The sequence below is a fragment of the Accumulibacter sp. genome (assembly GCF_029255145.1).
Lineage (GTDB): Bacteria > Pseudomonadota > Gammaproteobacteria > Burkholderiales > Rhodocyclaceae > Accumulibacter.
In genome coordinates this window covers 1-10,713 of record NZ_JAPUVQ010000048.1, presented here as the reverse complement: position 1 = coordinate 10,713, position 10,713 = coordinate 1, and the positions used below count along the sequence as shown (strand labels likewise).

Genomic DNA, 10,713 nt, shown 5'->3' with positions numbered 1-10,713 from the left:
TTTAACAGCGTTATTTTAAGAACAGCCAGAGTCTCCCTCAATCTTCATCGCCCAAGTCTGCCAATCCTCGTGCGCCAACCTACGCCAACAGCCCCCTTGCGTGGGTTTGAAATGAGAACTGCTGCACCTGCAAGGCATGCGCACGCTGCGCGAGCAGGTGCAGTCGCTGCTGCATTGGGAGCCGGGAACGGCGCTGCGCGTCCCGTTGGCACGTTCCACCTGGTCGGACGCGCTGTCCTCGCGCCACCGCCGCGCAGTCTTGCAGGCGGCGATGGCGCCGTTGCTCAGCGAGGCCCGGGCGGCGCTGCCCGATCGTCTGGCGCAATTCCCTGCCCTGCAAGGGCGCCCGGTGTATGCGATGGATGGGACGTATCAGAGCGAAAGCGCCCACTACGGGCGGTGTACGCCCCGCCAGGGCGGCGAGGACAATCCCAAGGGACACGCGCTGTTGAGCTTCTACGACGTGCGCCTGGGCTGTCCCACCGACGTGCACGTCGATACCCGCAGTCGCCACGAGATCACGCTGTTGCGCGACTACGATCAATCCGTGCAGGCCATGACCCGTCACAAGGGTGCGCTGTGGCTGGTCGACCGCGCATTCATCGACGCGCCATTTTGGGATGACGGGAAGAAACGCTTGGGCGTGACCCTGATCACGCGCATGAAAACCAGCCTGTGCATCGATTCTACCGAGCCCTTGCCGGTGGCGGACGTGCCGACCAACGAAGGGGTGCTCAAGGATCTGCGCATCACCTTGCGCAGTTCCCGCCAAAACTGGCGCCTGATCACCTTCCGCAGCCGGCGTGGGCATCTCGTGGAGTTTTTGACCAACGAGTTCAAGCTCGAACCCGGCCTCGTCGCCTTCCTTTACTCCCGCCGCTGGGAGGAGGAGAAGTGTTTTGACACCTGGAAGAACGACTTTAGCCTGGCCAAGGCCTGGGGCGCCAGCCTGGCGGCCATCGAGAATCAGGTTCGCCTGGCCATTGTCACCAGCCTCTTGGTGGCCCAGCTGGTGCACCGCAGAATGGGCCAGCACGGAATCGCGGACGAGAAAGCGTTGCGCAAGCAGGACCGGCGCCAGACCTCCGCGACCGACGGGACCGATCGCCCCGACTGGAGCACCCCGGTATTCCGCTACGCCTCCAAGGTGAGCCGCCAGGTCCTGCGGTTCTTTGTCCGCGCCGGCGCGAAAATGGTTGAAAGCGGCCGGTTATAGTTTGGACGCGTACCATTTCACCTGAAGAACAAGAAAAGCTCTGCATATTCCGTGAGTTACGCCTCTGGAGCATCCTGTGCAGCTAATCTTTCTCTGAGGCTACAGCGGATGTTCCACGGCGCCGAGGAGAACACCGAAGAAGCGCCAAACAGCGAAGAGAGAGCCAGTGTTTCCAATTTGCATAAGCGAAGGAAATCCAGTTTCACGTCGTCAGGTTTGAACCAGTTTCAGAATGGCCGCGACAGTTCTTCAAGCACTGTTTTCACAAACCGGCCTCGCAGGCGCTCTATGAGGCCCAGCTGAGGCCATTGTTGTTGGCATACCTATGAAGCAACCGGACACCGTTGGTCCTGGTCATCGTCGTGGGGTCCCCCCTGCTGCTGGTCGGCAGCCTGCCGGCACAAACCGTCTGGGCCTTGCGCGCCAACGAAGTGTGGTTGGTGCTGGTGTTCGGGAGCTGCGTCCTGCTGCTGTTCCCGGGATTTCTGCGGCGGCGCAGCTCGCTGTTCGGGACGCTTGCTTCCGGCCTCGGCGGCCTGTTGCTGGTCAGCGTCGGCGCTGAATCCATCGGCATCGGCGCGATGGCCTGGGGCGATCTGGCGGGCGAAGCGGCCAGCGAGCTGAGCGTCATCCTGCTCGCCGCCTGCGCGGTGTGGATGGGCGCTTTTCTGCTAAACCGCCTGGAGGCCGGCGGACCCTGCCGCCGGGCTGGTCGTCTGCTGGCCTGGCGCAGTGTGCTGCTGCGCCTGGGAGGCGTGGTGGCCGGCGTCAGCGCTGGCCTCTCGGTGGTGCCGGCGGCCACCAACTTCGCCTGGGCGAGCGCCTTCGCGACGCCGCTGGAGGGCATGGCCGCCGCCGCGGGCTACCTGACCGGAGCGCTGACCGGCGTGTTGTTGGCGACGCTCTTCGCGGTGTTGCTGCCGCGGCTTCTTGCGCGGCTGCAGCTCTCGGGAATGCTGGCGGCCAGCGCCGCGGGCGAGAGCGGCTGGTTCGCCGTACTGGCGTTTCTGCCGGTGACTGTGATCATCGCTCTGGCCGGCATGCAGCCACTGATTTCCGGCATCGCGATCCGCGTCGAGTGGCTGCCCTACGTTTGGCCGATCATCGCGGTGGTGTTCGCACACACGCTGATGCGCCTGCTGCTCGGCCGGGTGCCGGAATCGTCCGCTACGCCCTTGTGGCTTTTTCTCCCGGAAGCCGCGTCGGCACCGGCTACCCTGGCGTGCGCGCTGCAGGCCGCGCGCGAGTGGTCCTGCGGCCCGCTTGCCCTGGTCGCGCCGGCGCCTGTCGCGCCGCGCGTGCGCGGGGCGCACCTGCGCCTGGCGCAGCAGGCCGGCCTGCTGCCGGCGCTGTTTGCCAACCGGGTCGCGCAGGCAGCCGCCTGGCAGAGCATGCGGAGGCCGGCAGAGCTGGCCTGGAGCGGCCTGCCTTGCAGCGAGTTGAACGGCGGTTCGGCGGCGTGGCAGGCGGCGGTGGACACGTTGCAGAACACCGAGCGCGACGCGCGCGTGCTGGTGATCGACGGCAACTCGACGCCGGGTTGGGGCGATGCTTTCTGGAAGGCGTTGCCAGCCGGCAGCGAGTTGCTGGCGCGGCAACTCGACGGCGTGCCGCAGACGGGTGTCGGGGTCTTGCGCGACAGCGCCGATTTCTCGCAGGCATCGCTTCGCTCGGCGTGGCTGGCCGGCTGTCGCGAGCGCAATGCGCCGCGCGCGCGCGGGCTATCCGCCGGCTGCTGGTGGTGCACCACGCGGCCGACGCAGCGCTCGCGCAGCGGCTGGCGGCCGCCGTCGATGAGCAGATCGATGCGGACGGCGCGCAAGTCACCGCCTCGACCCTCGACGCGCGGCCCGTCGGTCCGGTCCTGCTGCAAATGGACAGCCGCAGTTGGGAGACCGTTCTCGGCTTGAGTGCGCGCCTGGCGGCTGCGCTCGGCGCCGGTCTGTCGGTCCGGCTGACTGGACTGCTGGCCCGATGGGTGGCCGCTGCAAGGCAAGCGCGGATCGAGGTGGTCGTTGTCGAATCGGCGCAGGCGACGATCGATGGACCGTCTATAGCGCGTGGCCTGGAACTCGGCGCAGAGGCCGTGATCGCCCTCTTGCCGGCGGACGCCGACGACAGTCTGCCGGGGATCTACTCGCCGGCGGCGTATACCGGAGCGCTGCGCCTGCCACCCCCGTCGGCGCAGGATCAGCAGGGACTTGCCGAGATCGCGCGGCGCTTGCTCCACCGGCAGGGTATCGGCGCGACGCCGCCGGAGGCGGTCGCGAGCGCACCGGCGGCGGAGGGCTGATCTGTCGAGGCCCGTGGCTTGCCCCGAGCCACGACCAACGCGACTGCCGTGCCGTGACCGCAGCGACCGCTAGGTCGCCGTCGCTGGTTCGCCGCCGAGGGCGGTGAGCAGGTCGTCGAGCAGTTGTGCGACTTCGCCGCTCATCAGGGTGAAGTCGATATCGAAGCGCTCGTCTTCGTTTTCGCCCTGGCCTTCGGCCTGTTCCTTGAGGATGTCGAGGAAGGCCAGCCGCTTAATCTGCAGGTTGTCGTCGAGGACGAAGGAAATGCGGTCGTTCCAGGTCATCGCCAGGCGGGTGACGACTTTGCCGGCGGCGATGTGCTGGCGGATTTCTTCGCCTTCCAGGGTGTGCTTGACGTAGCGCACGGTGGCCCTCTCGGCCGAGCGCAGTTCGAGATCCTGGTCGAGAGTGAAACCCACCGGTGCTTCGCCGCCGGCCACCCAGCCGGTCATCGCCGCCGACGGCGACTGAGTGACCTTGAGCACCTTCGCGGGCACACCGTCGACCGACTTGCGCAGATGTTCGAGGAATTCCTCGGCCTTCGCCGGCGACGATGAGTCGATGACCAGCCAGCCGTTGCCGGGGTCGATCCAGGCCAGGGTGCTGCGGCTGCGGATGAAGGCGCGCGGCAGGAGTTCGATGGTCATTTCCTCCTGGATTTCGCGCATCTCCTTGCGGCCGACGCGGCGCCCTTCGGCTTCCTCGATGGCTTTCGCCTTGTCGTTGGCAAAGCGCTTGACGATCGACGCCGGCAGCAGCTTTTCCTCGACGCCGAGCGCCAGCAGCCACTGCTGGTTTACCGAATGAATCAGCGCGCCGCCGTCACGCGGTGGCACCCAGCCGATACTTCGTGGGTCGGTGGCGCTGCAGCCTTGCAGGGTCAGCCTGGCGAGGTGTTCTTCAAGCTGTGCGGTGTCGACGGCCCAGTTCTTGGGCAGGCGGTAGAGGTAGAGGTTCTTGAACCACATGGGCGGCCTCGAAAAAGTCGGGGATTATAGGCCCGATCGGGCGCTGGCAAGGGGTCAATTCGGAGCGGTGCGCTGACTGCGGAAACCACGGATCCCTTGCGCGTCGCTACAGGCGGGGAGCCGTCGGGCGGCTGTGCTATCATGCGCAGTTTACAATTTTGGGTGCCCATACTTGGCCTTCTGCCGTGTTCAACTGTGATCTGCATTGTCATTCCACCTGCTCGGACGGTCTCTTGCCGGCGGCCGCGGTCGCCGCCAGAGCGGCCTCGAACGGCGTCGACCTGCTGGCGCTGACTGACCACGATAACCTCGACGGCTTGCCGGCAGCACGTTCGGCAGCTGAAGCGGCGGGGATGTCGCTGGTCAACGGCGTCGAAATCTCGATCGAGTGGGAGTCGCTGCAGATCCATATTCTCGGCTACGCTTTCGATCCCGCCGATCCGGCGTTGAATGCCGGTCTGGCGGCGATTCGCTCGGGCCGGATCGATCGCGCGCGGCGGATCTCGGCCGAACTCGAGAAGGTCGGCATCGATGGTGCTTTCGACGGTGCAATGCGCCTGGCGGCCAATCCCAGTCTGATCAGTCGTGCGCATTTTGGCCGCTTTCTGGTCGACAGCGGCGTCCGCAAGGATCTGCGCAGCGTCTTCGAGTCGTATCTGGTTCCCGGCCGGCCGGGTTATGTCGATCATCGCTGGGCGACGCTGGCCGATGCGCTGGGCTGGATCAGCGGCGCCGGCGGTCTCGCAGCGGTCGCGCACCCGGGGCGCTACAAGCTGTCGCGGCCTGACATGCGGCGCTTTCTTGCCGAATACAAGGACCTTGGCGGGCGGGCGATCGAAGTCGTGTCCGGCAGCCATACCCAGGAGCACGTCGATATTTTTGGCCGGCTGGCCCGTGAGTATGGCTTTCTGGCGTCGCGCGGCTCCGATTTCCACGGGCCCGGCGAGAGCTATTTCGATCTTGGCCAACTGGCACCCCTGCCGGATGGGTTGAAGCCCATCTGGGATGTGTTCTGAGCCTGGGGGAGGGCGATGGCGCAGCACATCTCGATTCATCCGGACAATCCGCAGCCGCGGCTGCTGAGCCGGGCCGCCGAGGTCGTCCGCCAGGGCGGCGTCATCGCCTTGCCAACCGATTCCAGTTATGCGCTGGGTTGCCACCTCGGCGACAAGGCGGCGGTCGAGCGAATTCGCGCCATCCGTGGCGTCGATGACCGGCATCTGCTGACACTGATGTGCCGCGACCTGTCGCAGATCGGCCAGTTCGCCCGTGTCGACAATGCCCGCTATCGTCTGCTCAAGGCCACTACGCCGGGCAGCTACACCTTCATCCTTGAGGGTACTCGGGAGCTGCCGCGGCGCGTCCTGCACCCCAAACGCAAGACCATCGGCCTGCGCGTGCCGGCGAACGCGGTGACCCTGGCCTTGCTCGGAGTGCTTGGCGAGCCGCTGCTGACCTCGACGCTGATCGTCGCCGGCGACGACGGACCGCTGACCGAAGGCTGGGACATTCAGGATCGGCTGCAAAGCCAATTGGAACTGATCCTCGACAGCGGTAACTGCGGCATCGAGCCGACCACCGTCGTTGACCTGACCGGTGCGCTGCCGCTGCTGGTCCGCGCCGGCCTGGGGCCGCTGGCGCCTCTTGGCCTGGATTGAGAGACAGAGAGCATGGAACAGATGATTCAGACGATTGCCATCGCCGCCTTGCCGGTGACCCTGGCAATCACCCTGCACGAAGCCGCGCATGGCTATGCCGCACGCCATTTCGGCGACCCGACGGCGTGGCAGGAGGGTCGGATCACCGCCAACCCGCTGAAGCACATCGACCCGATCGGGACGATCCTGGTGCCGATTGCTTCGTTGTGGGCGGGCGGCATCCTGTTCGGCTGGGCCAAACCGGTGCCGGTCAATTTCGGTCGCCTGCGCCATCCCAAGCGCGACATGCTGTGGGTCGCCGCCGCCGGGCCGGGCGCCAACCTGGCGATGCTGCTGTTCTGGGCGACGGCGATGAAGATGGTCTTGTTGCTGCCGGTCAATTTCTTCAGTCTGCCGATGGCCGAGATGGCCCGGATCGGCATGCTGGTCAACCTGGTGCTGATGGTGCTCAATCTCTTTCCGCTGCCACCGCTGGACGGCGGCCGCATTGCCGTCAGCCTGCTTCCGTCGCAAGCCGCCTGGCGCTTTGCGCAGCTCGAGCGCTTCGGCTTTCCGATCCTCTTGTTGTTGCTGTTCACCGGCGTCCTGAGCTGGCTGTTGACGCCCGTGATGGGCCTGGTGATGGGCCTGATCTATTTCATCTTTCAGTTTTCCGTCTGAGCCGTCGGAGCGCGCCAATGTACGCAGAACGAGTCCTCTCCGGCATGCGCCCGACCGGTAGCCTGCACCTTGGCCACTACCACGGCGTTCTGAAGAACTGGATCAGCCTGCAGCATCGGCATCCCTGCCTGTTCTTCGTCGCCGACTGGCACGCGCTGACCACCCAGTACGATGACCCGCAGGGCATTGTCGGGGCGTCGTGGGATATGGTCATCGACTGGCTGGCGGCGGGCGTCGATCCTGCCCAGGCGACGCTGTTCATCCAGTCGCAGGTGCCCGAGCACGCCGAGCTGCACCTGCTGCTGTCGATGATGGCCCCGCTGGGCTGGCTGGAGCGGGTTCCGACCTACAAGGACCAGCAGGAGAAGCTCGAGAGCAAGGACCTTTCGACCTACGGTTTTCTCGGCTATCCGCTGTTGCAGTCGGCGGACATCCTGATCTATCGCGCCGACAAGGTGCCGGTTGGCGAGGATCAGGTGCCGCATATCGAGTTTTCGCGTGAAGTGGCTCGCCGCTTCAATCACCTCTACGGACGCGAAGCGGGCTTCGAGGAGAAGGCCAGGGAGGCGGTCAGGAAACTGGGGTCGAAACGTGCCCGTGCGTACACGCAACTGCGCACGCACTTTCAGCAGAACGGCGACAAGACAGCCATCGAGCGCGCGCACGCACTGCTTGACGAAGTCCCCGGCCTGGCGCACGCCGACCGCGAGCGCCTCGGCGGCTACCTCGAAGGCACCGGCAAGATGATCCTCGTCGAGCCGGGTGCGCTGCTCACCGCCGCGTCGCGGATGCCGGGGCTCGACGGCCAGAAGATGTCCAAGTCCTACGGCAACACGATCACCCTGCGCGAGGAGGCCGCTTCGGTGACGCAGAAAATCCGGCGGATGCCGACCGACCCGGCGCGTATTCGCCGTGACGACCGGGGTAATCCTGACCTCTGTCCGGTCTGGCAGCTGCATCAGGTGTATTCGGACGAGGCGTGTCAGGCCTGGGTGCAGCAGGGTTGCCGCAGCGCCGGTATCGGCTGCCTGGAGTGCAAGCAGCCGGTGATCGACGGCATCCTCATGGAGCAGGCGCCGATGCGCGAGCGCGCCCAACCCTACCTGGACGACCCGCGGCTGGTCCGCGAGATCATCGCCGACGGGAACCGCAAGGCGCGCCACCTGGCCCGCGAGACGATGCGCGATGTGCGCGCGGCGATGGGGCTGGACTACAGCTGAGTGCCAGCGTGCTCCTCCAATCAGCGATGAGCAGCGACCGCGCGACCATCGACCAGACCGAGCAGCCGCTGGCCGCTGCAAGCAGCCCGCTGGCCAGGATCTACGGCCAGCCACTGACGCAGCTGCCGCTTGACCTCTACATCCCGCCGGATGCGATGGCGGTGATGCTCGATGCCTTCGAGGGACCGCTGGACCTGCTGCTGTACCTGATTCGCAAGGCCAATGTCAATGTCCTCGACATTCCGATGGCTCCGCTGACCGAGCAGTACCTGGTCTACGTCGAGGCGATGCGGTCGCAGAATCTCGAATTGGCGGCGGACTACCTGGTGATGGCGGCGATGCTGATCGAGATCAAGTCGCGGATGCTGTTGCCCAGACCAAAAGCCGTCGAGGGCGACGAGGCCGAGGACCCGCGTGCGGAACTGGTTCGCCGCCTGATCGAGTACGAGCAGATGAAGCTTGCGGCGTACGCGCTCAATGCGCTGCCGCAGGCCGAGCGCGATTTCGAATGGGTCGAGGTGTGGGTCGAGAAAGCGCTGCTCCGCCGCCTGCCCGAGGTCAATGCGGCGGATCTGCAGAATGCCTGGCGCGGGATCCTGCAGCAGGCCAGGCTGCACACCCATCACCTGGTGCAGCGCCAGGAATTGTCGGTGCGCGAGCACATGGGGATGATCCTGCGCCACCTGCGCGACGCCGGCGGCTTTGTCGAATTCGGTGACCTGTTCGACCCGGCGCTGGGCGCCCCGGTGCTGGTGGTGCACTTCCTGGCCCTGCTTGAGCTGGCGCGTGAGCATTTGCTCGAGATGACGCAGGTCGAAGAATTCGCGCCGATCTACCTGCGCCTGGCCAATGATCCGGGAGTCCGCCATGATCTCCGATGAGCCTGTGATGCCGACCGCGCCAGAGAGTCCCGGCGACCTGAAACGGGTGCTCGAGGCGGTCCTGCTGAGCACCCGGGAACCCCTGTCGCTGCTCGAACTGCGCAAGGTCTTCGAGGACCGGATCGGGGTCGACGTCTTGCGCGTCCTGCTCGACGAGTTGCGTAGCGAATGGAGCGGGCGACCGGCTGAATTGTTGCAGCTGGCCAGTGGCTGGCGTTTCCGGACGCGCGCCGAATACATGCCGTATCTGGAACGTCTGAATCCGGAAAAGCCGTCGCGCTACTCGCGCGCGGTGCTCGAAACGCTGGCCATCATTGCCTATCGTCAGCCGGTGACGCGCGGTGATATCGAGGATATCCGCGGTGTGACGGTGTCGACGCAGGTGATCCGGGTGCTCGAGGAGCGCGGCTGGGTCGACGTCGTCGGCCATCGCGATACGCCCGGGCGGCCAGGATTGCTGGCAACGACGCGAAAATTCCTCGACGACCTCGGCTTGCGCAGTGTTGCCGAGTTGCCGCCCCTCGACCAGATCAATTCCACCCTGGACCTCGCTGATGGCCACTAGCAAGCGCAGATCAACTGCCGACCCTTCCCGTTCTCCACGGTCCACCGCGCCGGTGGCGGCGAGACGGCTTCCGCCCGAGGCTTCGCCGGAACCTTCGGCCGCCGCAGCGGGCGCTCCTCGACGTTCGGCGGGACACAGCCACGCCGGCGATTCGTCCGGGCGGGGGCGCCATCAGGACGCGCCGGTCAAGCCGGAACGTCTGCACAAGCTGCTGGCCCAGAGCGGCATCGGCTCGCGTCGGGAGATGGAAGAGTTGATCGTCGCCGGCCGGATCAACGTCAATGGCGAGCCGGCGCACGTCGGCCAGACGGTCAGTCCGGGTGACCGGGTGAAGGTCAACGGCAAGCTGGTCAATTTGCGCTTCTCGAACCGGTTGCCGCGGGTGGTCATCTATCACAAGCCCGACGGCGAGATCGTTTCGCGAAACGACCCGGAGCATCGGCCGAACGTGTTTACCGCGATGCCCCGGATTTCGGTCGGACGCTGGGTGGCGGTCGGTCGTCTGGACTTCAACACCAGCGGCTTGCTCCTGCTGACCACCTCGGGCGAACTCGCCAACCGGCTGATGCATCCGCGCTATCAGCTGATCCGCGAATACGCGGTACGGATTCTCGGCGAACTTCCCGACGAATCGCGCCAGCGCCTGCTCGATGGCATCGATCTCGACGATGGGCCGGCCAAGTTTGCGAGCTTTCAGGAGGCTGGCGGCGAGGGTGCCAATCGCTGGTACCGGGTGTCGCTCTTCGAGGGCCGCAATCGCGAGGTGCGGCGGATGTTCGAAGCCGTCGGGGTCGTCGTCAGCCGCCTGATGCGCGTCCGCTACGGCCCCATCGCGCTGCCGCCAGGCTTGAAGCGCGGGCAGGTTCTCGAACTCAGCGAGGCCGAGGTGAGGCGGCTGCTGGCCGGCTTTGACATGGAAAATCCGGAGCCCGATCGCCCGTCGCGACGCCCGCGCGAGCGCTGAACACTCTCTCCGGATCGCAGCCCTGAAGCATGAGTACGCCAGCCCTGTATTTTCAAAGCCTGGGGGTAGGCGAAAAAAAAGCTTTCGCACAAGGGGGCTAACGGTCATTGCACGACAGGCAGCCATAAAGTGGTCCCCATAGTCAAGACAAATATCAACTCTGTTTAAGTTCAGATTTCCTGATCCCGGCCGGGAATGTAGGTAGAATTCCGGAATTGCGAGTAGCACTTTATTTCGAAGGCCATAATTTTCGTATGGCATAGACCAAGCGTCGCTAGGAGTGCAAG

The 10,713-nt window shown here is 65.5% G+C and carries 11 protein-coding genes; 10 read left to right on the top strand and 1 reads right to left on the bottom strand.

Going from position 1 to position 10,713, the window contains the following annotated elements; translation table 11 throughout:
- The first annotated feature begins 136 nt into the window (after positions 1-136).
- The 3 genes from Q1L50_RS05320 (at position 137) to Q1L50_RS05310 (ending at position 3,509) form a co-directional block, all read left to right on the top strand.
- Positions 137-1,216 carry a transposase gene (locus tag Q1L50_RS05320; protein WP_300336484.1) on the top strand — a complete coding sequence of 360 codons (1,080 nt, stop codon included), beginning with the start codon at positions 137-139 and terminating at the stop codon, positions 1,214-1,216.
- Between the two features lie 362 nt (positions 1,217-1,578).
- Positions 1,579-3,126 carry a hypothetical protein gene (locus Q1L50_RS05315; RefSeq protein WP_300336482.1) on the top strand — a complete coding sequence of 516 codons (1,548 nt, stop codon included), beginning with the start codon at positions 1,579-1,581 and terminating at the stop codon, positions 3,124-3,126.
- Complete coding sequence (locus tag Q1L50_RS05310; protein WP_300336480.1) at positions 3,123-3,509, top strand: hypothetical protein; 387 nt, start codon at positions 3,123-3,125, stop codon at positions 3,507-3,509. The genes Q1L50_RS05315 and Q1L50_RS05310 overlap by 4 nt, the downstream gene beginning before the upstream one ends.
- Before the next feature lie 69 nt (positions 3,510-3,578).
- On the opposite strand, the gene Q1L50_RS05305 is transcribed toward Q1L50_RS05310, so the two are convergent.
- Entirely contained in the window at positions 3,579-4,478 is a 900-nt protein-coding gene (locus Q1L50_RS05305; RefSeq protein ID WP_300336478.1) for a recombination-associated protein RdgC, read from the bottom strand.
- 233 nt (positions 4,479-4,711) lie between these two features.
- Here Q1L50_RS05305 and Q1L50_RS05300 point away from each other — a divergent pair, with 233 nt between their 5' ends.
- Genes Q1L50_RS05300 through Q1L50_RS05270 form a run of 7 tightly spaced genes read left to right on the top strand, consistent with a single transcriptional unit; the run spans position 4,712 to position 10,426 of the window.
- Positions 4,712-5,494 (top strand): PHP domain-containing protein, encoded by a 783-nt coding sequence (locus Q1L50_RS05300; RefSeq protein ID WP_300336476.1) that lies wholly within the window; start codon positions 4,712-4,714, stop codon positions 5,492-5,494.
- Between the two features lie 15 nt (positions 5,495-5,509).
- Entirely contained in the window at positions 5,510-6,136 is a 627-nt protein-coding gene (locus Q1L50_RS05295; protein ID WP_300336474.1) for an L-threonylcarbamoyladenylate synthase, read from the top strand.
- A 12-nt stretch (positions 6,137-6,148) separates the two neighbouring features.
- Positions 6,149-6,796, top strand: coding sequence for a site-2 protease family protein (locus Q1L50_RS05290; protein WP_300336472.1), 648 nt, complete (start codon positions 6,149-6,151; stop codon positions 6,794-6,796).
- A gap of 17 nt (positions 6,797-6,813) precedes the next feature.
- Positions 6,814-8,016 (top strand): tryptophan--tRNA ligase, encoded by a 1,203-nt coding sequence (locus Q1L50_RS05285; RefSeq protein WP_300336470.1) that lies wholly within the window; start codon positions 6,814-6,816, stop codon positions 8,014-8,016.
- 8 nt (positions 8,017-8,024) lie between these two features.
- A complete protein-coding gene (locus tag Q1L50_RS05280; RefSeq protein WP_300336468.1) occupies positions 8,025-8,897 on the top strand; it encodes a ScpA family protein in 873 nt (290 codons plus the stop codon).
- On the top strand, positions 8,884-9,462 hold the full coding sequence (gene scpB / locus Q1L50_RS05275) for an SMC-Scp complex subunit ScpB (RefSeq protein WP_300336466.1): 579 nt from the start codon (positions 8,884-8,886) through the stop codon (positions 9,460-9,462). The genes Q1L50_RS05280 and scpB overlap by 14 nt, the downstream gene beginning before the upstream one ends.
- Positions 9,452-10,426 carry a pseudouridine synthase gene (locus Q1L50_RS05270; protein WP_300336464.1) on the top strand — a complete coding sequence of 325 codons (975 nt, stop codon included), beginning with the start codon at positions 9,452-9,454 and terminating at the stop codon, positions 10,424-10,426. Before scpB ends, Q1L50_RS05270 begins: the two co-directional genes overlap by 11 nt.
- The last annotated feature ends 287 nt before the right edge of the window (positions 10,427-10,713 follow it).

Excerpts from the sequence above, each read along its gene's own strand:
- Q1L50_RS05320 (WP_300336484.1), top strand. The coding sequence starts at position 137 with ATGCGCACGCTGCGCGAGCAGGTGCAGTCGCTGCTGCATTGGGAGCCG.
- Q1L50_RS05305 (WP_300336478.1), bottom strand. The coding sequence starts at position 4,478 with ATGTGGTTCAAGAACCTCTACCTCTACCGCCTGCCCAAGAACTGGGCC.
- Q1L50_RS05295 (WP_300336474.1), top strand. The coding sequence starts at position 5,510 with ATGGCGCAGCACATCTCGATTCATCCGGACAATCCGCAGCCGCGGCTG.
- Q1L50_RS05290 (WP_300336472.1), top strand. The coding sequence starts at position 6,149 with ATGGAACAGATGATTCAGACGATTGCCATCGCCGCCTTGCCGGTGACC.
- Q1L50_RS05285 (WP_300336470.1), top strand. The coding sequence starts at position 6,814 with ATGTACGCAGAACGAGTCCTCTCCGGCATGCGCCCGACCGGTAGCCTG.
- scpB (WP_300336466.1), top strand. The coding sequence starts at position 8,884 with ATGATCTCCGATGAGCCTGTGATGCCGACCGCGCCAGAGAGTCCCGGC.
- Q1L50_RS05270 (WP_300336464.1), top strand. The coding sequence starts at position 9,452 with ATGGCCACTAGCAAGCGCAGATCAACTGCCGACCCTTCCCGTTCTCCA.